The sequence below is a fragment of the Lysobacter sp. HA18 genome (genome assembly GCF_054057595.1).
This window is the reverse complement of record NZ_JBSRZL010000001.1, coordinates 1,079,074-1,099,605: the sequence shown is the minus strand read 5'-3', so window position 1 is coordinate 1,099,605 and position 20,532 is coordinate 1,079,074. Positions and strand designations below refer to the sequence as shown.

20 protein-coding genes and 1 pseudogene are annotated in these 20,532 nt (G+C 67.5%); 6 read left to right on the top strand and 15 right to left on the bottom strand.

The window, feature by feature from the left end; all coding sequences use genetic code 11:
* The first annotated feature begins 228 nt into the window (after positions 1-228).
* Complete coding sequence (locus ACVWWW_RS05540) at positions 229-1,701, top strand: MATE family efflux transporter (protein ID WP_051234952.1); 1,473 nt, start codon at positions 229-231, stop codon at positions 1,699-1,701.
* Here the strand turns inward: ACVWWW_RS05540 and ACVWWW_RS05535 are convergent.
* On the bottom strand, positions 1,679-4,342 hold the full coding sequence (locus ACVWWW_RS05535; RefSeq protein WP_051234950.1) for an excinuclease ABC subunit UvrA: 2,664 nt from the start codon (positions 4,340-4,342) through the stop codon (positions 1,679-1,681). The two genes, ACVWWW_RS05540 and ACVWWW_RS05535, sit on opposite strands and share 23 nt — an antisense overlap.
* A gap of 103 nt (positions 4,343-4,445) precedes the next feature.
* Here ACVWWW_RS05535 and modA point away from each other — a divergent pair, with 103 nt between their 5' ends.
* The 3 genes from modA to ACVWWW_RS05520 are packed head-to-tail and all read left to right on the top strand — an operon-like array spanning position 4,446 to position 6,537.
* Entirely contained in the window at positions 4,446-5,216 is a 771-nt protein-coding gene (gene modA, locus ACVWWW_RS05530) for a molybdate ABC transporter substrate-binding protein (RefSeq protein WP_027082540.1), read from the top strand.
* Positions 5,217-5,218: 2 nt separating this feature from the next.
* Positions 5,219-5,905 carry a molybdate ABC transporter permease subunit gene (modB, locus tag ACVWWW_RS05525; RefSeq protein ID WP_027082539.1) on the top strand — a complete coding sequence of 229 codons (687 nt, stop codon included), beginning with the start codon at positions 5,219-5,221 and terminating at the stop codon, positions 5,903-5,905.
* Complete coding sequence (locus tag ACVWWW_RS05520) at positions 5,902-6,537, top strand: ATP-binding cassette domain-containing protein (protein ID WP_027082538.1); 636 nt, start codon at positions 5,902-5,904, stop codon at positions 6,535-6,537. Before modB ends, ACVWWW_RS05520 begins: the two co-directional genes overlap by 4 nt.
* On the opposite strand, the gene ACVWWW_RS05515 is transcribed toward ACVWWW_RS05520, so the two are convergent.
* The 14 genes and pseudogenes from ACVWWW_RS05515 to rlmE all read right to left on the bottom strand — a co-directional run bounded on the left by ACVWWW_RS05515 (position 6,534) and on the right by rlmE (position 19,719).
* Positions 6,534-6,719, bottom strand: a complete 186-nt coding sequence (locus ACVWWW_RS05515) for a hypothetical protein (protein ID WP_027082537.1) — start codon at positions 6,717-6,719, stop codon at positions 6,534-6,536. The two genes, ACVWWW_RS05520 and ACVWWW_RS05515, sit on opposite strands and share 4 nt — an antisense overlap.
* Before the next feature lie 64 nt (positions 6,720-6,783).
* Positions 6,784-7,485, bottom strand: coding sequence for a VgrG-related protein (locus ACVWWW_RS05510; protein WP_051234947.1), 702 nt, complete (start codon positions 7,483-7,485; stop codon positions 6,784-6,786).
* Positions 7,486-7,641: 156 nt separating this feature from the next.
* A complete protein-coding gene (locus tag ACVWWW_RS05505; RefSeq protein WP_027082536.1) occupies positions 7,642-8,934 on the bottom strand; it encodes an adenylosuccinate synthase in 1,293 nt (430 codons plus the stop codon).
* A gap of 215 nt (positions 8,935-9,149) precedes the next feature.
* Positions 9,150-9,338: a DUF2065 domain-containing protein gene (locus ACVWWW_RS05500; RefSeq protein ID WP_027082535.1), complete on the bottom strand. Its 189-nt coding sequence runs from the start codon at positions 9,336-9,338 to the stop codon at positions 9,150-9,152.
* Positions 9,338-10,201 carry a protease modulator HflC gene (gene hflC, locus ACVWWW_RS05495; RefSeq protein WP_027082534.1) on the bottom strand — a complete coding sequence of 288 codons (864 nt, stop codon included), beginning with the start codon at positions 10,199-10,201 and terminating at the stop codon, positions 9,338-9,340. Before hflC ends, ACVWWW_RS05500 begins: the two co-directional genes overlap by 1 nt.
* Positions 10,198-11,328 (bottom strand): FtsH protease activity modulator HflK, encoded by a 1,131-nt coding sequence (gene hflK, locus ACVWWW_RS05490; RefSeq protein WP_027082533.1) that lies wholly within the window; start codon positions 11,326-11,328, stop codon positions 10,198-10,200. The genes hflC and hflK overlap by 4 nt, the downstream gene beginning before the upstream one ends.
* A gap of 114 nt (positions 11,329-11,442) precedes the next feature.
* Positions 11,443-12,747: a ribosome rescue GTPase HflX gene (gene hflX / locus ACVWWW_RS05485; protein WP_027082532.1), complete on the bottom strand. Its 1,305-nt coding sequence runs from the start codon at positions 12,745-12,747 to the stop codon at positions 11,443-11,445.
* A 24-nt stretch (positions 12,748-12,771) separates the two neighbouring features.
* Positions 12,772-13,047: an RNA chaperone Hfq gene (gene hfq, locus ACVWWW_RS05480; protein WP_027082531.1), complete on the bottom strand. Its 276-nt coding sequence runs from the start codon at positions 13,045-13,047 to the stop codon at positions 12,772-12,774.
* A gap of 147 nt (positions 13,048-13,194) precedes the next feature.
* Positions 13,195-14,148 (bottom strand): tRNA (adenosine(37)-N6)-dimethylallyltransferase MiaA, encoded by a 954-nt coding sequence (gene miaA / locus ACVWWW_RS05475; RefSeq protein ID WP_027082530.1) that lies wholly within the window; start codon positions 14,146-14,148, stop codon positions 13,195-13,197.
* A gap of 16 nt (positions 14,149-14,164) precedes the next feature.
* The gene (locus tag ACVWWW_RS05470; protein WP_027082529.1) at positions 14,165-15,586 is read right to left on the bottom strand and encodes an amino acid permease; all 1,422 of its coding nucleotides are present in this window, start codon (positions 15,584-15,586) and stop codon (positions 14,165-14,167) included.
* Between the two features lie 326 nt (positions 15,587-15,912).
* Positions 15,913-16,812 carry a dihydropteroate synthase gene (gene folP, locus ACVWWW_RS05465; RefSeq protein WP_027082528.1) on the bottom strand — a complete coding sequence of 300 codons (900 nt, stop codon included), beginning with the start codon at positions 16,810-16,812 and terminating at the stop codon, positions 15,913-15,915.
* Positions 16,812-16,970, bottom strand: a complete 159-nt coding sequence (locus ACVWWW_RS05460; protein WP_196804411.1) for a hypothetical protein — start codon at positions 16,968-16,970, stop codon at positions 16,812-16,814. Before ACVWWW_RS05460 ends, folP begins: the two co-directional genes overlap by 1 nt.
* Positions 16,971-17,100: 130 nt before the next feature.
* Positions 17,101-18,927 (bottom strand): annotated as a pseudogene (ftsH, locus tag ACVWWW_RS05455) (ATP-dependent zinc metalloprotease FtsH); the annotation flags it as partial.
* Positions 18,928-19,086: 159 nt separating this feature from the next.
* Positions 19,087-19,719 carry a 23S rRNA (uridine(2552)-2'-O)-methyltransferase RlmE gene (gene rlmE, locus ACVWWW_RS05450; protein WP_027082527.1) on the bottom strand — a complete coding sequence of 211 codons (633 nt, stop codon included), beginning with the start codon at positions 19,717-19,719 and terminating at the stop codon, positions 19,087-19,089.
* Positions 19,720-19,797: 78 nt separating this feature from the next.
* Here rlmE and yhbY point away from each other — a divergent pair, with 78 nt between their 5' ends.
* Both yhbY and ACVWWW_RS05440 read left to right on the top strand, forming a co-directional pair.
* A complete protein-coding gene (yhbY, locus tag ACVWWW_RS05445; RefSeq protein ID WP_027082526.1) occupies positions 19,798-20,106 on the top strand; it encodes a ribosome assembly RNA-binding protein YhbY in 309 nt (102 codons plus the stop codon).
* A 49-nt stretch (positions 20,107-20,155) separates the two neighbouring features.
* Positions 20,156-20,530, top strand: a complete 375-nt coding sequence (locus ACVWWW_RS05440) for an MTH938/NDUFAF3 family protein (protein ID WP_027082525.1) — start codon at positions 20,156-20,158, stop codon at positions 20,528-20,530.
* The last annotated feature ends 2 nt before the right edge of the window (positions 20,531-20,532 follow it).

The following is a 20,532-nucleotide window of genomic DNA, read 5'->3' as shown; positions in this document are numbered from 1 at the left end:
TCTTCGACGCCGTTCCATTCCGTGGCTGCTGCGGGGGCAGTCAGCAACGGTCCGCGCTGCCCGACGGGTCCGTGCACCGGCCGGGAGCGTTCACAGGTTATCGACACGATTGTTATCGGCGCGCCAACCGGACGTTCACATCTGCACTCCGTTCGTCGTCGCGGCGCGCGTCCAGTGCGCATCGCGGTCACGCCGCCTCGGTAGGCTGGTGCGCTTCCGGAGGATCGAATGCCGCAACGTCACAACCTCACCGAAGGCCCCATCGCCCGCACGCTGTTCCTGTTCGCGCTGCCCATCCTCGGCGGCAACGTGCTGCAGTCGCTCAATGGTTCCATCAACGCGGTATGGGTGGGCCGGTTCCTCGGCGAGCAGGCGCTCACCGCCACCGCAAACGCCAACAACGTGATGTTCCTCCTACTCGGTGCGGTGTTCGGCGTCGGCATGGCGGCGAGCATCCTGGTCGCGCAGTCGATCGGTCGCAACGATTTGACGCAAGCACGCTGCGTCATCGGCACCAGCGCGACCTTCTTCATCAGCCTGTCGATCATCATCGCGGCGGTCGGCCTCCCCCTGTCGCGACACGTGCTCTCGTGGATGGACACGCCCGCCGCCGCGCTGCCGTTCGCCGAGGCCTACCTGCGCATCATCTTCCTCGCGCTGCCGTTCCTCTACGCGTTTACGTTCATCACCGCGATCCTTCGCGGCTCCGGCGACACGCGCACGCCTTTCATCTTCCTGTTGCTGACCGTCGTGCTCGACATTGGCTTCAACCCGCTGCTGCTGTTCGGCATCGGCCCGTTCCCGAAGATGGGCATCTCCGGCGCGGCCACGGCGACATTGATCGCCAACGCCACCAGCCTCACCGCGTTGCTGCTGTGGCTGCGCCACAAGAAGCATCGCCTGTGGATCAGCCGCAACGAGCGACATCTCTACAAGCCGAACTTCGCGGTACTGAAGTCGCTGATCGTCAAGGGCATTCCGATCGGCCTGCAGATGATGCTGATCTCCGTCGCGATGCTCGCGATGATGACGATGGTCAACAAGCACGGTGTCGAAACGACGGCCGCGTATGGCGCATCGCTGCAGCTGTGGACCTACGTGCAGATGCCGGCGATGGCGATCGGTGCGGCGTGTTCGTCGATGGCCGCGCAGAACGTCGGCGCGAATCGCTGGGACCGCGTGCATTCCACCGCGAAGTCCGGCGTGCTGTTCAACTTCCTCATGACCGGCGCACTGATCATTCCGCTGATCGTGTTCGATCGCCAGACGCTGTCGCTATTCCTGCCCGAGTCGAGCCCGGCGCTCGCGATCGCGCAGCACCTCGACCCGATCGTGATCGTCTCGTTCCTGTTTTTCGGCGTGACGTTCGTGCTGTCCGGCGTTGTACGCGCGACCGGCGCGGTGATTCCGCCGCTGCTGATCCTCGCGTTCGCGCTGTGGGGCGTGCGCGTGCCATTCGCGTCGATGCTGCAGCCGCGGCTGGGTGCGGACGCGATCTGGTGGAGTTTCCCGGCGAGCGCGATCGTCGCCATGCTCGCATCCGGCGCCTATTACCTGTTCGGCGGCTGGCGCAAGGCGAAGATGTTGCCGGCTGGCCACACGGAAATCGCGGTGCCGGCAGAAGTGCCGGCGATGCCGCCATCGCCGGTGGCGGACGTCGCCAGCTGCAACGAGGAAGCTACGGGCGTCGGCGGCCCATGACTTCGGCGAGATAAGGCGCGGTACGGCTGTCGGCGGCGCGAGCAATCTCCGCCGGCGGCCCGCAGGCGACGAGTCGACCGCCCTCCTCTCCTGCGCCGGGGCCGATGTCGATCACCCAGTCGCTCTGCGCGACCACGCGCATCTCGTGCTCGACCAGCACGACGGTGTTGCCCGCATCGACGAGCCCGTGCAGCTGCGCCATCAAACGGTCGACGTCGGCGGCATGCAGGCCCGTTGTCGGTTCGTCGAGTACGTATAGACCACGCCCACGCTGGCTGCGTTGCAACTCGGTCACCAGCTTGATGCGTTGCGCTTCGCCGCCCGACAGTTCCGTCGCCGGTTGCCCGAGGCGCAGATAGCCGAGGCCGATATCCCGCAGCAGTTCGAGCGGTCGCAGCACGGTCGATTCGTCCGCGAAGAATTCGCACGCTTCCTCGACGTTCATCGCCAGCACCTGCGCGATGTTCTTGCCGTTCCACTGCACCTTCAGCGTCGCCTCGTTGTAGCGCGCGCCGTGGCACGTCGGGCATGGCGCGTAGACGCTCGGCATGAACAACAGTTCGACGCTGACGAACCCTTCGCCCTCGCAGGTTTCGCAACGCCCCTTGGCGACGTTGAACGAGAAACGCCCGGCGTCGTAGCGACGACGACGCGCATCCCGCGTGGCCGCGAACAGCTTGCGCACGTGGTCGAACAGCCCGGTGTAGGTCGCGAGATTCGACCGCGGCGTGCGGCCGATGGGTTTCTGGTCGACGCGCACCAGTCGACGGATCGCATCGACGTCGCCACCGAGATGCCCGCGCGTGCGCTGCACGATGCTGGGCCCGTCCTCGGGTTCCGGCTCGTCATCCTCGGGCTCATGGCCGAGATGCCCGCAGACGAGTTCGACCAGCGCCTGGCTGATCAGGCTGGACTTGCCGGAACCCGACACGCCGGTCACCGCCGTGAGCACGCCGAGCGGAATGCGCGCGTCGAGCCCATGCAGGTTATTGCGATGCACATCGCGCAGTTCGAGCCAGCCGGTCGGATCACGACGCACGCGCGTCGGCGCAGGCACGCGATCGAACAGATAGCGCGCAGTCTCCGACGTCGACACCGCTTCGAGCCCCGGCGGCGGGCCGCTGTAGAGCACCTGCCCGCCGCGTTCGCCGGCGGCGGGCCCGACGTCGACCAGCCAATCGGCGCGCCGCATGGTGTCCAGGTCGTGCTCGACCACGAAGATCGAATTGCCGCTCTCGCGCAGCTGCAGCAGCGCCTCGAACAGCGCCTCGCTGTCGGCCGGATGCAGGCCTGCGGACGGCTCGTCCAGAACGTAGACGACACCGAACAGGTTCGAGCGGATCTGCGTCGCCAACCGAAGCCGTTGATGTTCGCCGGGCGACAGCGTGGGCGTTGCTCGATCTATCGCGAGATAGCCGAGTCCCAAGCCCTGCAGTGTGCCGATGCGCGCAACGAGATCCGCCGCGATGCGTTGCGCGGCGATGCGCTTTTCCTCCGACATGTTGCCGGTGCGGTGAATATCCGGCGCGGCCGCGTGCGTGGCATGACCGGCCGCCTTGCGTGTCGCGCGATCGCGCTTCGTCGCCTCGGCCCCGCGCGCGTCGCCATGTGCCTTGCGTGATGCGGCTTCGAAGCGGCCTTCCGCCACGGGGCGCAACACGTCGGCCAGTCGATCGAACGACAACTGCGACAACTCGCCGATATCGAGTCCCGCGAACTTGACCGACAGCGCTTCGCGCTTGAGTCGCTTGCCATCGCAGACCGGGCACAACGTGCCGGTGAGATATCGCGCAACGCGGCGCTTCATCAGCGCACTCTGTGTCGATGCGAATGTGTGCAGCACGTAGCGGCGCGCACCGGTGAACGTGCCCATGTACGCGGGCTCGGCCTTGCGCTTGAGCGCCGCGCGCGTTTCCGCGGGCGTGAAGCCCGGATACACCGGTACCGTCGGCGTTTCCTCGGTGAAGAGGATCCAGTCGCGATCCTTTTTCGGTAGGTTCTTCCATGGCGTGTCGACGTCGTAGCCGAGCGTCACCAGGATGTCGCGCAGGTTTTGTCCATGCCATGCGGGTGGCCATGATGCGATCGCACGGTCGCGGATCGACAGTGATGGATCCGGCACCATCGACGCTTCAGTGACGTCGTAGACGTAGCCGAGCCCGTGGCAGTTCGGGCATGCGCCCTGCGGGGTGTTCGCCGAGAAATCCTCGGCGTACAGCATCGCCTGCCCCGGCGGATACGTGCCGGCGCGCGAATACATCATGCGCACCAGGCTCGAGAGCGTGGTCACGCTGCCGACGGTCGATCGCGCACTCGCGGTGCCGCGTTGTTGTTGCAGCGCTACGGCGGGCGGCAGGCCTTCGATCTCGTCGACGTCCGGTACGCCCACCTGATCGATCAAGCGGCGCGCATACGGCGCGACCGACTCGAAATAGCGACGCTGCGCTTCCGCGTACAACGTGCCGAACGCGAGCGATGACTTGCCCGAACCCGACACGCCGGTAAACACCACCAGCGCATCGCGCGGAATGTCGACGTCGACGTCCTTCAGGTTGTGCTCGCGCGCGCCGCGGACGCGCACGAAGGCGTCGTCGCGCCTGGCCTGCCGCTTAGGAGTCTTGTGCCCGGAATCGCCGTCCATGCCGTGCTCGTCGTGAACCGCCTGAATTGGACGATGCCGCCAGCGCTCGCCGGGTGAAGACGCGCTCTGGTCTAATGCCGCCAGCCCTGTAGCCGACCGCCCCATGCGCCTGCCACCCCGCTTTCTCGCCGCGCTCGTACTCGCATTCGCCGCGCCTCCGGCGTTTGCCGCGCAGCCGATCACGGTGTTCGCCGCGGCGAGCCTGAAGGAAACGCTGGACGAAGCGGGCGCGCTCTACGGCAGCACGCATGGCGCGACGGTGCGCACGTCGTACGCCGCCAGCTCGGCACTGGCGCGGCAGATCGAGGACGGCGCACCCGCCGACGTATTCGTCTCCGCCGACCTGGACTGGATGGACGAGTTGCAGGCGAAGCGACTGATCGATGCGACGACGCGTCGCGACGTCGCCGGCAATTCACTGGTGCTGATCGCGCCGGCCAATTCGCAGACGCCGCCGACCGCGCTGAAGCGCGGCGTCGACCTGCGTCCAATGCTGGGCAACGACGGGCGCATCGCCCTCGCGCTTACGACCAGCGTTCCGGCCGGCAGGTACGGCCGCGCGGCACTCCAATCGCTGGGCGCATGGAACGGCGTGCAGCCGCGCGTGGTCGAGTCGGAGAACGTGCGTGCGGCGCTGCAGCTGGTCGCGCGTGGCGAAGCGGTGCTCGGCGTCGTCTACGCCAGCGATGCGCTTGCCGAACCGCGCGTTCGCGTCGTCGCGCGTTTCCCGGCGTCCACGCATCCGCGCATCGTGTATCCGGCCGCGCGCGTTGCCGAAAGCACGAATCCGCAGGCTGCGGGTTTCGTCGCGTGGCTGGCATCTCCGGCGGCGCAGGCCATCTTCCGTCGCCACGGATTCGCGGCGCCCAAGTGAGCATGCTCACCGCCGACGAAGCCTCGGCGGTCCTGCTGAGCCTGAAGGTCGCGACGGTCGCGACACTCGCGAGCCTGCCGGTCGCGATCGCGGTCGGCTGGCTGCTGGCGCGACGTCGCTTCCCGGGTCGGCTGCTCGTCGACGCGCTCGTACACCTGCCGCTGGTGTTGCCGCCCGTGGTGACCGGTTACGCCCTGCTCGCATTGCTGGGCCGACGCGGGCTCATCGGCGCGTGGCTGCACGACGCGCTCGGCATCACGTTCGCGTTCCGCTGGACCGGCGCCGCGCTTGCATGCGCGGTGATGGGTTTCCCGCTGATGGTGCGCGCGATCCGGTTGTCGATCGAAGGCGTGGACCGTCGATTGGAGAACGCAGCGTCCACACTTGGCGCATCGCGGTGGCGCGTGTTCACCGGCATTACGCTGCCGCTCGCGTGGCCGGGCATCGTCGCCGGCGCCGTGCTCGGCTTCGCGAAAGCGGTCGGCGAATTCGGTGCGACCATCACTTTCGTTTCCAGTATTCCCGGCGAAACGCGCACGCTGTCGTCGGCGATCTACGGCTTGTTGCAGGTACCGGGTGCGGAGTCGCGCGTCTGGTTGCTTTGCGCGGTTTCGGTCGCGATCTCGTTCATCGCGATGCTCGCGGCGGAAGCGCTGCTGCAGCGCGGCCGCACGGATCCGCCGACATGACCGGTATCGTCCACGACATCGACGTAGTGCTGCGACGCGGCGGCTTCGAACGACACGTGCGACTGCAGAGCGCGTCGCGCGTCATCGCGGTGGTCGGCGCGTCCGGAAGCGGCAAGACGTCGCTGCTGCATGCGGTCGCGGGGTTGGTCACACCGCTCGAAGGCCGCGTCGAAATCGCGGGCGAAACGTTGTTCGATTCGACTCGACGTATCGACGTGCCCGCGCACCGTCGCCGCATCGGATACGTGTTCCAGGACGGCCGCCTGTTTCCGCATCTCGACGTTCGCGCCAACCTGCTCTACGGCGCGAGGCAGTCACCATCGAACGCTGCGACACGTTTCGACGATGTCGTCGAGCTGCTCGCACTCGCGCCCTTGCTCGCGCGTCGAAGCAATGGGCTGTCCGGTGGCGAAGTGCAACGCATCGCGCTGGGTCGCGCCCTGCTCGCGCAGCCGCGACTGCTGCTGCTCGACGAGCCGCTGTCGATGCTCGACGCGGATCGTCGCGACGAACTTCTGCCTTACCTGCAACGCGTGCGCGATGAGAGCGGCCTGCCGATGATCTATGTCAGCCATGTGCCCGCGGAAGTCGCTCGCATCGCGCAGGACGTGCACCGCATCGACGCCGACTAGCGCCGGTTCGACTTCAGCGCGAAGAACCCAATCAGCGCGACGATGACCACCATCAGCACCACGATGCGCAGCGGATGCACGTCGAACAGCGCGCCGAGCATGTGGCAGCCCGTGCACAGCAGCGACGCGGCCGTTGCGAGCACGAACGCCTGGAACGGGAGTGCGGGGCGACGGTCGCGCATCGGTCGGCTTCCTTGCAGCAGGCCGACAGCGTAGGCGCGCGACGTTAGCCGCAGGTGCAGACGGTCACGCGCTCCGAGCCGCGCGGTCGGTCGCGGTGCGGTCTGCTTCGACGACGATGCGCTCGGCGTCCGCGAGGCGCAGCAGGTCGCGCTTCTCGTCGCCGATGCGGCGTCGCAGGCCGGGCCACAGCGGCTTGGAGTGCGCGAACAGCGTATCGACATGCGCGAGCTTGTAGTCCTGCACGGCGGTGACGATCTGCGCGTCGGTCAATGTCGAGGCACCCACCGTCGCGCCAAACGCCGTGCGCAGCGCCTTGGTGACGATCGACAGCGTCAGCGCGCCGTATTGCACCGCTGTGCTCCATAGCATGTCGTGCACGGCGTAACCGGCCGCGGCGAGGTCGATGCCGGCCTCGCGAAGGCGCGTCAGTTGAGCGTCGTAATGCGTGCGCCCGATGAAATCGTGCTGGTCCTGCGCGAAGCCCGGTTCGCTGGCGGCGATGCGCTTCCACATCGTGTCGAACGCGGACGTGCCAGGCTCGAGTCCGGCGAAGCGCTGCCCGTAGCTCGACTGCGCGAGGTAGGCCTGCAGCGTGCCCGCGCGCGACGAGAGCTGGTATTCGCCGTACGACTTGCCACCCGCGTCGTCCTGCCCGGTCGAAATGACGCCCGCGCCGCGCCCCGATGACTCATAGCGGCTCGACGTCAGCCCGAGCCGCCACTGGGAAAGGCGCTTGCGCGCCTGCCGGAGATTCATCGACGCCATGCGCGGCCTCGACGGATCGACATCAAGATGACGCTGGCCGCAGGTGTGCTCACAACTCCTTCGTCGCATATCGCCCGTGCAGGCCGCATCGACGCGCGCTGAAACGCAACGGGCCGCCCGAAGGCGGCCCGCGTCATGCGGCGAACTACATCGATTTCAGGCGAACGGATCCTGCAGCACGATATTGGCGTCGCGGTCGGGCCCGGTGGACACGATGGCGAGCGGGCAACCGGCGAGTTCCTCGAGCGAACGCAGGTAGGCGCGCGCGGCCGGCGGCAGCTTGTCCCATTCGGTGATGCCCGCGGTGCTCTCTTCCCAGCCCGGGAATTCGAGGTAGACCGGCGTGCACTCTTCCCAGCCGCCGGCGTCCAGCGGCGCGTATTCGGTGCGCTTGCCGCGGTATTCGTACGCGATGCAGATCTTGAGCTTCTCCATCCCGTCGAGGATGTCGAGCTTGGTGATGCACAGGCCGCTGATGCCGTTGATGGCGACCGCGCGCTTAAGCGCGACGATGTCCATCCAGCCGCAGCGACGCGGCCGGCCGGTGGTCGCGCCGTATTCCTGGCCACGATCGCGGATGCCCTGCCCGATCTCGTCGTCGAGCTCGGTCGGGAACGGGCCGCCGCCGACGCGCGTCGCATACGCCTTGGCGATGCCGAGCACGTAATCGATCGCGTCCGCGCCGACACCGGTACCAGCGAGCGCGCCGCCCACCGTCGTGTTCGACGACGTGACGTACGGATAGGTGCCGTGGTCGATGTCGAGCAGCGAACCCTGCGCGCCTTCGTACAGCACCTTTTTGCCCTGCTTGCGCAGCTCGTGAAGGATGCCGGCGACGTCGGCCTTCATCGGCTCCACGTACTCGCCGAACGCGAGCGCTTCGTCCAGCGTCTGCTGGTAGTCCACACCTTCGACGCCGAGATACTTGGTCAGCACGAAGTTGTGATAGTCGAGCGCGGCGCGCAGCTTCTCGGCCATTTCCTGCGGGTAATGCAGGTCGGCGATGCGGATGCCGCGACGCGCGACCTTGTCCTCGTACGCCGGGCCGATGCCGCGACCGGTGGTGCCGATCGCCTTGCCGCCGGCAGCCTTCTCGCGCGCCTGATCGAGGGCGATGTGGTACGGCATGATCACCGGCGTCGCCGGGCTGATCTTCAGGCGCGAACGCACTTCGACGCCATTGCCTTCGAGCTCCGCGATCTCCTTCTGCAGCGCGCCGGGATGCAGCACCACGCCGTTGCCGATCAGGCACAGCGCATCGGGACGCAGCACGCCCGACGGGATCAGGTGCAGCACGGTCTTCTTGCCGCCGATGACCAGCGTGTGGCCGGCGTTGTGGCCGCCTTGGAAGCGCACGACCGCGCCGATGTCCTGCGTCAGCAGGTCGACGATCTTGCCCTTGCCTTCGTCGCCCCACTGGGCGCCCAACACCACCACCGACTGACCCATTACCGCTCTCCAGATGCGCTGCATGCAGACGTCCGGCCGCGTGGACACGCGATATCGGCGGCACGCGGCAGCGCGCGTGATGGCGCCCTCGGGCGCACTCCGGCCGACCGATCCACCGTGGCGGATCGCAGACATGGAAAAAGCCGGCGGGTGTCCCCGTCCGGCTTTTGTGCATTATCCGGGTTTCGGTCCGGCGGGGCCACCCCGCCTGTCGTTCAGGCGCGCACGGCCCACAGCGAAAGCAGGCCGACGATGACGATCGCCGCGCCGAACGCACGCAGTTGCGGCGTCGTCAGCACGTACAGCCGCTCCACCGTGCGCTTCCAGCCCTCCGGCGTGAGGAACAGGAACAGGCCTTCGAGCACCGCCACCAGGCACAGTGCCGACAGCAACTCCCTCGCCATCAATGGTCGGACTTGAGGTACTGCAGGAACGGATCGTTCTTGTCGACGACGATCACCGTCTGCCCGGTGCCGAACGCATTGCGATACGCCTCGAGGCTGCGCTGGAACGCGTAGAAGCCCGGATCCTTCTGTGCGGCATCGGCGTACAGGCGCGCGGCCTGTGCATCACCCTGGCCACGCTGTTCCTGCGCATCACGCTCCGCTTCCGCGACGATCACCGCAGCGTCGCGATCGGCATCGGCCTTGATGCGCTGCGCTGCTTCGGCACCTTCGGCACGCAGCTGGCTCGCGACCTGCTTGCGCTGCGCGCTCATGCGGCTGTAGACGTCGGCAATGACCTTGCTGTCGGTCGGCAGGTCGATCTGCTTGATGCGCAGGTCGAGGATGCGAACGCCGAGCGTCGACGCACCGGTGTTGATCGCCGCCAGCTGCGCCGCGACGATGCGGCTGCGATCGCCGGACACCACTTCCGACAACGTGCGCGTATTGATCTCGTTGCGCAGCGCGTCCTTGATGATGGGCGCGAGGCGTTCGATCGCGACGGATTCATCGCCGCCCGTCGCGCGATAGAACGCGCGCAGGTTCTCGATGCGGCCGACGCCGAAGAAGTCCACGCTGATGTCCTTGCGCTCGGACGTCAGGTAACGCTCGGGCTCCGCGGGAAGCACGTTGAGTCGACGGTCGAACACCAGCTGGCTTTCGACCAGCGGGAACTTGAAGTGCAGGCCCGGGCCGAGATCGGTGCGCGCAAGACGACCCAGGTTGAGCACGATCGCGCTATGGCCTTCGGGCACAACGAACACCGAGCCCATCAGCGCGAGCAGCGTGGCGACGACAAGTGCGATCAGGACGGGATATCTCATCGTTCGGCTCCTGCGCTGCGCGGCTCACGTGGTGAGCGCGGGCCGCGACCGGCGTTCGCGCCCGAATCACCCGATGCGGTGACCGGCGACATCACGTCGGGAATGATCGATGGCGCGGTCTGCGCCTGCGGCTGCGCGAGCAACGGCGGAACGGTCGGCTGCGTGGCGTTCGCGTCGGACATCGGCACGTAGATCAGCTGGCGCGAATCGCCGCCCACGATCGTGCGGTTCTCCGACAGCACGTGCTGCACCGTTTCCAGCCAGAGGCGCTTGCGGGTGACATCCGGCGCGGCCTTGTACTGCTCGACGAGCAGCGAGAAACGATTCGCATCGCCGGTCGCGCGAGCAATCGCAGATGCCTTTTCGCCTTCGGCGGTCGCGCGCACGCGTGCGGCTTCACCGCGTGCTTCCGGGATCACCTTGGCGGCATACGCGCGTGCTTCGCTGATCACGCGATCCTTGTCCTGCTGCGCGCTGTTGACGTCGTCGAACGCGGGCTTCACTTCTTCCGGCGGACGCGCGTTCGGCAGGTTGAGTTCGGTGACCGTCAGCCCGGTGCGATACGCAAGCAGCGACTTCTCGAGACGCGTGCGTGCGGCGACCGCGAGCTGGTTGCGCGAGCCGAGCACCGTGTCCAGATTCGAACGGCCGACCATCTCGCGCACTGTCGACAGCGACGCTTCCTTCAGCACTTCGTCGGCATCTCGCGTGCCGAACAGGTACTGCTGCGAGTCGGCGATGCGGTACTGCACGTTCAAGTCGACGTAGACGATGTTCTCGTCCGACGTCAGCACCGGCACGGTCTGCGTGAACGTCTTGATCTCGGTCGCGTTGACCTTGGTGACGCTCTCGATCGGCCACGGCATCTTCAGGTGCGGGCCCGGCGTGAGCACGCGCGCGAACTGGCCGAAGCGCAGCACGACGCCGCGCTGCTGCTCGGAGATCAGCGTGAATGTCGAGAACACCAGCCAAGCGCCGAGCACCAGCGCGACCCAGCGCGCCGGGCCGTTGCCGTCGGCCATGCCGCGCAGCCGGTCGAGCAGATCGTTCGGCGCGAAACCACGGCGCGGGCCGCGCGATCGCGGCTCGCGGTCGCCGTTGTCACTGCCGGGCGTATTCCAGGCCATGCGGACTCCTGAGGGGTGCACCTGCGGGCCGCCGCGGGCGCGTCGATCGCGCCTTCGCGGGCGGCGACTGCCGGCGCGGGGATGTTCGGATTCTAGGTGGGGGGTCCGGCCGCCTCAACCAAGGGGCGAGGCGTCCGTCGGCGGCGGGAGCAGCGGCACCAGTGGGTGACCGCCCGCGCTGTCGGCGATTCGGCGGGCATCGACCTGCGGAAGGTCGACGTCGAGCGACCAACCATCGTCCTCGATGCGTTCCGCGCGGATGGCGCCCAGTTCGTACAGGCGGCCGCGTAGCCGTGCCGATGCGCTGGGCAGGTGGATGCGCCCGGTAACGCGTTCGAGCCCGAGCATCTGGCCGAGCGCTTCGCCCAGCAGGTCGAGGCCGGTACCGTCGCGCGCCGACAGCCACACGCGCGGGCGTTCCTCGACGAAGCGGTCGTAACGCGGCGCCATGTCCTCGAGCCGGTCGATCTTGTTGAACACCAGCAGCTGCGGGATGTCGCTGGCGCCGATGTCCTTGAGCACGGCGTCGACCTGCGCGATGCGATCCGTGCGCAGCGGGTCGGCCGCGTCGATCACATGCAGCAGGAGGTCGGCCTCGCGCGCTTCGGACAGCGTCGAGCGGAACGCGGCGACGAGGTCGTGCGGCAGGTCGCGCACGAAGCCGACGGTATCGGCCAGCACCACACCGCCACCGGCGACGTCGATGCGACGCACGGTCGGATCCAGCGTCGCGAAGAGCTGGTCGGCGGCGTAGGCCTCCGCGCCGGTCAATGAATTGAACAGCGTCGACTTGCCGGCGTTGGTGTAACCGACCAGCGCGACGCGCGGCAGCTCGCCCTTGGTGCGCGCGCGACGCATCTGCGTGCGCTGCACTTCGACCTTGTCGAGCTTCTTGGACAGCTGTTCGAGCCGCTTCTGCAGCAGGCGGCGGTCGGTTTCGAGCTGCGTTTCACCCGGGCCGCGCAGGCCGATCGAACCACCGCGCTGGCGCTCGAGGTGGGTCCAGCCGCGAACCAGGCGCGTGGCCATGTGCCGCAGCTGCGCGAGTTCGACCTGCAACTTGCCTTCGTGGCTGCGCGCACGCTGCGCGAAGATGTCGAGGATCAGCCCGGTGCGGTCGACCACGCGACGCTTGAGCAGCTTCTCGAGGTTGCGTTCCTGGCCCGGCGACAGCGAATGATTGACGAGGATCAGGTCGGCGCCGCTGGCTTCCGCCGCGGCGAGCACTTCTTCGAGTTTGCCGCTGCCGATCAGCGTCGCCGCGTTCGGGCGATCGATGCGCGCGGTCAGCACGGTGGCGACCGTCGCCCCGGCCGAACGCGCGAGTTCCTGGAACTCCTCCAGCACCGCCTCGTCGAGCGGGCCGGCATGCGGCTGGATCAGCAGCGCGTTCTCGCCCCCGCGTGAGCGTTCAAACACTCCGCACCTCCAACCGCAGTTCGGTCATTCCGATACCGGCTCCGACGACACGTCGCCATCGCCCGGCTGCACGTAGCCGCCGCCCGGGCCCACGCGCACGTTGCGCGCCGGCACGACGGTCGAAATCGCGTGCTTGTAGACCATCTGGCTCACGGTATTGCGCAGCAGCACCACGAACTGGTCGAAGGACTCGATGGTCCCCTGCAGCTTGATGCCGTTGACCAGGTACACCGACACCGGCACGCGCTCGCGGCGCAGTGCGTTCAGGAACGGGTCCTGGAGAGATTGCCCCTTCGACATTGCTGTTCCCCACCTTTTGCTCTTGTTGTTATTGGGCGGCCCGCTGATGCAGGCCGTGTCGCCGCGGTTGTCCCCACGGCAGCGACGGCCCGATGGTATCGCAAAGTGGCTGATTTCCCGTGGCGACGGCGTGGACGAACGCGACGATCAGCGCCGTTCGACGAAGTCCGTCACGAGTCGGTCGAGCCGGGCGCGGCCGGCCAGCGGGTCGCCCCATAGCGCGTCGAGCTCGCTGCGCAGCCACGTGAGCTGCCGCTTCGCGAGCTGGCGCGTGGCGAAGATGCCGCGGTCGCGCAGCGTCGCCGCGTCGAACTGGCCGTCGAGATGTTCCCAGGCCTGGCGATAGCCGACCGCGCGCATGGCCGGCAGGTCGAGCGGTCGCGGATGCGCGGCCAGTTCGGGCAAAGCGCGAAGGCGGCGGACTTCGTCGAGGAAGCCGGCGTCGAGCATGGCGTCGAAGCGACGCGCGATGCGGTCGTGCAGCACCTCACGCGATGGTGGCGCGACCACGAGCTTCAGCACGCGACACGGAAAACCATGCGCGGGCCGTTCGCGGCGCCAGTCGGAAATCGTGCGGCCGCTGATGCGCCAGACCTCGAGCGCACGCTGGATGCGTTGCGCGTCGGTCGCGTGGATTCGCGACGCCGCTTCGGGGTCGACTGTCGCGAGGTCCGCATGCAGCATCGCCCAGCCGCGCTCGGCGGCTTCGGTTTCGAGCGTCGAGCGGACGTTGGCATCGGCTTCGGGCATCGGCGCGAGACCCCGAAGCAGCGCATGGAAGTACAGCCCGGTACCGCCGGCGAGGATCGGCAGTCGGCCGCGCGCGAGGATGTCGTCGACAGCGGCGAGCGCATCCGTCGCGAACTCGGCCGCGGAGTACGGCTGCCACGGCTCGCGCACGTCGATGAGGTGATGCGCGACGCCTCCGCGTTCCTCCGCGGTCGGCTTCGCCGCGCCGATGTCGAGCCCGCGATACACGAGCGCCGAATCGACGCTCACCACTTCGCCGCCAAACCGCTGCGCCCACTCGACCGCGAGCGCGGTCTTGCCCGACGCGGTCGGGCCCATCAATGCGATGGCGAGCGGGCGCGGGTCGGCCATCGACGACGTCGCGACGTCAGGCGTGTTCGCCGCGCGCCAGCACGCTGCCGCGTCGACCGAACAGCAGGTACACGACCACGCCGATCGCGTTCCAGATCAGGAACCAGTACTGCGTGCGATGCGGCAGGCTGTAGAAGAGGTACAGACAGCCGAGGATCGCGACCGGCCCGACGATCCACGCCGCGGGTGTGCGGAACACACGCGGACGCTGCGGATCGCGGCGTCGCAACACCAGCAGGCAGGTCGCGACCGCGACGAACGCCGCCAGCGTGCCGGCATTCGCGAGCGCAGCGATCTCGTCCAGTCGCGCGATGCCCGCAAGCGCCGCGACGATCAACGCGGTGAACAACGTGATCGCAACTGGCGTGCCGGTGCGCGGATTGACCTTCGACAACGCACGCGGAAAGAGGCCATCGCGTGACATGACGAAGAAGATGCGGCTCTGCCCGTAGAAGAACGCGAGCAACACCGTCGGCAGCGCGACCACAGCTGCACCTGCGACGATCTTCGCCGCAGCGCCCTGCCCCAGCTCACGCATGATCAGCGCCAGCGGCGCCGGGCTCTGCGCGAACACCGTGTAGTGCATCGCACCCACCGCGGCCACCGCGACGAGCAGGTAGATCACGGTGCAGCCGATCATCGAACCGACGATGCCGATCGACAGGTCGCGCCCCGGGTTCTTCGCTTCTTCCGCGGCGGTGGAGATCGCGTCGAAACCGTAGAACGCGAAGAAGATGATCGCGGCGGCCGCCATGACGCCACGTTCCACGCCATCCGGCCCTGCGGACTTCTCGAAGCCGTACGGCATGAACGGATGCAGGTTGCTCGCGTCGAAATGCGGCATCGCGATCGCGACGAATACGCCGAGCGCGACGACCTTCACCGCGACCAGAATCGCATTCAGCGTCGCGCTTTCGCGCGTGCCGACCATCAACAACCCGGCGACCACGAACACGATCAGCACCGCCGGAAGATTGACGATGCCGCCGGCATGCGGGCCTGCGATCAATGCCTGCGGTAGCGCGACGCCGAGCCCGCGCAAAAACTCGACGACGGAGCCGGACCACCCGACCGCCACCGCACTCACAACCAGCGAGTACTCGAGGATCAGGCTCCAGCCCACCACCCAGGCGATGCTCTCGCCGAGCACCGCGTAGCTGTACGTGTACGCGCTGCCCGCGGCCGGCATCATTGTCGCCATCTCGGCATACGCGAGCGCGGCGCAGGCGCAGACCACGCCCGCCACCACGAACGACAGCAGCACCGCCGGGCCGGCGAGATTCGCCGCGACCCCGACCAGCGTGTAGATGCCCGTGCCGACGATCGCGCCGATGCCGAGCGCGACCAGGTGCGGCCAGCTCAGCGTCCGTACGAGGCGTCGCCCCTCCTCGTGCACGGTGATGCGATCGATGTCCTTGCGACGGAGCCAGGTCGACATGCATGCCTCGGGGCGGCGAACGGTGGCCGAAGTGTGGAGCAAGCGCGACCGCGATGCGATGCGCCCGCCGCCGCGGTCAAAATTTCGCCATGTTGGGACGCAGCCCCGACGCCATGCGGCTTCGCATGCTTATCCACAATCGACTCCCGCAGGTTATCCACAGCATGTGTGGGTAAGCGGCGTCGCGCCCGTTCGGCGCGATGTTGAGTGGTGCCGAAAGTCAATACGAAGAAGCGATCTCGTCGGTGTCGATGTCGCGCGCGGATGTCCGGCGCGGACAGTCGTTGCGCAGTCTCGCGACGTGCGTGGACGACGGGATCGCCGCCTCAATCCTCGTCCGGCCAGCGGATCGTCGGCGCCGCGCTGCGCGCTTTCGGTCGCGGTTGCGCGTCGACCGCGCTCCACACCTTGATCGCATCGACCGTCGCAGCGACGTCATGCGTGCGCACGATGCGCGCGCCATGTTGCACCGCGATCAGGTGCGCGGCGACGGAGCCGAAAATACGTTCCGCAGGTTTGTCGCGACCGGTGATGTCACCGATCGTGCGCTTGCGCGAAAGCCCCGCAAGCACCGGAACGCCGAGATCCGTGAACCGGTCGAAATTCGCGAGCAGTTGCAGGTTGTGATCCCGCGTCTTGCCGAAGCCGAAGCCGGGATCGACGACGATGCGCTTCTTGTCGATGCCCGACATTTCCGCAGCGAAGATGCGCTCCGCGAGAAAACGATGCACGTCCGCGACGACGTCGTCGTAGCGCGGATCGTCCTGCATCGAACGCGGCTCGCCGAGCATGTGCATCAGAACGGCGGGCACGCCCAACGACGCCGCGGTGTCGAGCGCGCCTTCGCGTCGTAGTGCATACACGTCATTGATCAAACCCGCGCCCGCGGCGACGGCTGCGCGCATCACCTCGGGTTTCGATGTGTCGACGCCGACCGGCACACCGGTCTCGCGTACGAGTCGTTCGATGACGGGCACGACGCGGCGGATCTCTTCGTCCGCATCCACTTCATCCGCACCGGGACGCGTCGATTCGCCGCCGATGTCGAGCAGGTCCGCGCCTTCGTCGACCAGCTTCCGCCCGTGCGCGACCGCGGCTTCGAGATCGAAATGCTGACCGACATCCGAAAACGAATCCGGCGTGACGTTGACGATGCCCATCACGCGCGGCCGATCGAGCACGAGGCGACGGCCGCCGCAGTCGAGTGCCGGCGCGATGTCGAACATCAGGGCTGGCCTTGCCGTGCTGCAATCCTGCTCAGCACGACGCCGAACGCGACGCCGAGCCCCACGCCGACCGCGATGTTGTGCATCGCCACACCGATCCCCGCACCGACGGCGATACCAATGGCGAGAAACGCGCCCATCCGACCCGACTGCTTCATTCGCCACCCAACAAAAAAGGCCAGAGCGGACTCTGGCCTTTTCGGATGTCGCTGGCAACGCGGATCAGGTGCCGGTGGGCTGCGGGCCGCCGAGCGTGAGGCGCTTCGGCTCCTCGTTCGCCGGGCCGCCACGGCCCCAGCCGGACGGCGGCGGCGGATCGCGGCCTTCCATGATCGCGTCGATCTGCGTCGCGTCGATGGTCTCGTACTCGAGCAGCGCCTTCGCCATCGCGTGCAGCTTGTCGACGTTGTCGGTGAGGATCTTCACCGAACGGGCGTAGGCATTGTCGAGGATGCCGCGCACCACTTCGTCGATCTTGCGAGCGGTCTCGTCGGACACGTTCTTGTGCTGCGTGACCGAGCGACCGAGGAACACCTCGTCCTCTTCCTCGCCGAACGTGATCGGGCCAAGTTCCGACAGGCCCCACTTGGTGACCATGTTGCGGGCCATCTTCGTCGCGCGCTCGATGTCGTTCGACGCGCCCGTGGTGACCTTGCCCGCGCCGAAGATCAGCTCTTCGGCGACGCGGCCGCCGTACAGCGAGCACAGCTGCGACTCGATGATCGTGCGGTTGTAGCTGTAGCGGTCGCCTTCCGGCAGGTACATGGTCACGCCGAGGGCGCGGCCGCGCGGAATGATCGTCACCTTGTAGACGGGATCGTGTTCCGGCACGAGGCGACCGACGATGGCGTGGCCCGCTTCGTGGTATGCGGTGTTGGTCTTTTCCTCGAGGCTCATCGCCATCGAGCGGCGCTCGGCGCCCATCAGGATCTTGTCGCGCGCCTTGTCGAAGTGCTCCATGTGCACCTGCTTGGCGTTGTCGCGCGCGGCGAACAGCGCGGCCTCGTTGCAGAGGTTCGCGAGGTCGGCGCCGGAGAAGCCCGGCGTGCCGCGTGCCACCACCATCGCGTCGACGTCGTCGCCGAGCGGCAGCTTCTTCATATGCACTTTCAGGATCTGGTCGCGACCGCGAACGTCCGGCAGGCCGACCGTCACCTGGCGATCGAAACGGCCTGGACGCAGCAGCGCGGGATCGAGCACGTCCGGACGGTTGGTCGCGGCGATCACGATGACGCCTTCGCCGCCTTCGAAACCGTCCATCTCGACGAGCAGCTGGTTGAGCGTCTGCTCGCGTTCGTCATGACCGCCGCCGAGACCGGCGCCGCGATGACGACCGACCGCATCGATTTCGTCAATGAAGATGATGCAGGGCGCGTGCTTCTTCGCCTGGTCGAACATGTCGCGCACGCGGCTCGCGCCGACGCCGACGAACATCTCGACGAAGTCCGAACCGGAGATCGAGAAGAACGGCACCTTCGCCTCACCCGCGATGGCGCGTGCGAGCAGCGTCTTGCCGGTACCCGGCGGGCCGACCATCAGCACGCCGCGCGGAATCTTGCCGCCGAGCTTCTGGAAGCGCGTGGGATCGCGCAGGAACTCGACGAGTTCGCCGACTTCCTGCTTCGCCTCGTCGCAACCCGCGACGTCGGCGAGCGTGACCTTGACCTGGTCCTCGCCCTGCATTTTTGCGCGCGACTTGCCGAAGCTCATCGCACCCTTGCTGCCGCCCTGTTGCATCTGCCGCATGACGAAAATCCACGCGCCGACGATCAACAGGATGGGAAGGAAGTTGAGCAGGATCGCCCACATCGACGGGCCGTTCTGCGGCGGCTGCTGGGCGACGGACACGCGGTGGTGCAGCAGGTCGTACATCAGCCCGCTGTCTTCCGGCGCGTAGGTCACGAACTTCGTGCCGTCCTTGCGCTCGCCGGCGATCGTCGTGCGGTCCTCGGCGATCTGCACCTTCTGGACGCGGTCGGACTGCACCTGCTGGATGAACTGGTCGTAGGCCAGCGTTTCCGTCTGCGCGCTGCGCGGCCCGAAGGCCTGGAAGACCACCATCAATACGACGGCGACCACCACCCACAGCAAAAGATTCTTGGCCAAGTCGTTCATCTTCATACCTTGTGTGTCATTGAAGCACGCACATCCTGTACGCGCCTTCAAGCACGGATCACATCGGACCCGGATCGACAACGGCCGCTTGCTGCACCGCGATCGCATCGCCACGTTTCCGCGGCGCCTGCCTTCGGCCATTAACGGCCTCGGGCCACCTTACTTCATCTCCGATCGTCGACCCTGCGCGAGCGCATAGACCTCCGGCGATCGTTTGCGCGAAGCCGCCGGCTTGCGGATCACGACCTTGTCGTAGCGCCGCCGCAGCTCCTTCACGTATTCGTCGAACCCCACGCCCTGGAACAGCTTGATCAGGAAGTTGCCGCCGACACGCAGGTGCCGATCGGCGAAATCCATGGCGAGCTCCGCCAGGTGCATGGAGCGCGGCAGATCCACCGCGTCCATACCGCTCATGTTGGGGGCCATGTCCGACAGCACAAGGTCTACCGGCAGTCCGTTGAGCGAGGCTTCGAGCCGGGCGAGGACTTCGTCTTCGCGGAAGTCGCCCAGCAGGAACTCCACGCCGGCCAGTGTCGGCATCTCGAGGATGTCGAGCGCGATGACGCGGCCCTTGTCGCCCATCGCCTGACGAACCCACTGCGACCACCCGCCGGGCGCGGCGCCGAGGTCGACGACGACCATGCCCGGTTTGAGCAGGCGGTCACGCTCGACGAGCTCCTCGAGCTTGTACGCCGCACGCGAGCGCAGGCCCTCGGCCTTCGCTTTCTTCACGTACGGGTCGGAGAAGTGTTCCTTGAGCCAGCGTTGGCTGGACTTGCTGCGCGTCGGCATCGTCGTGTGCACGCGCCGGAAAAGGCGGCGCAAGGCCGCATGATACCCTGCGCCTCCCCACGCTCCCGGTACCTCCGCTTGACCGCGCCCCGCCTTACGAATGCCCAGATCCGTTTTCTCCGCGGGCAGGCCCACGGCCTCAAGGCGATGTTGCAGGTCGGAGGCAAGGGCGTGACGCCCGCGGTCATCGCCGAAGTCGCGCAGGCGCTCGAGGACCACGAGCTGATCAAGGTGAAGGTCGCCGCCGAGGATCGCGAGGCGCGCGATGCGCTGATCGACGCGCTCGCCGACAGCGCGGGCGCCGCGCTGGTGCAGCGCATTGGCCATACCGCCGTGCTCTTCCGCCAGAGCCAGGAAAAGCGGCAGATCGTCCTTCCCCGCGCCTGACGCCGCCCCGACGGCGGCGCGTCGACACTCGTCGTAACGAGGAGCCGGCATGCAACTGACGCTCGAAACCCCGGAACACGCTTACGTGCTGCGCAGCGCCGACGGCAGCTCGGCTCTGGTCAACGATCGGCGCCTGACGACGAGCTTTGCCGTCTCGCCAGACACGCTGATCGAGGAATGGCCCGTGGTGGCGGTCGGTCTTTTGACGCCCGAGCTGCTGGAACCGCTGCTCGCGCTGAAGCCCGACGTCATCGTGATCGGCAGCGGCGGCCGCCAGGCATTCGCGCCGGTCGCGACGCAGGCGGCCTGCCTGCAGGCGGGCGTCGGCTTCGAAGTGATGGGCAACGATGCCGCCGCGCGCACTTACAGCGTGCTGGCCGGCGAAGGCCGGCGCGTCGTCGCGGGCTTCATTCTGGGCAGCTGATT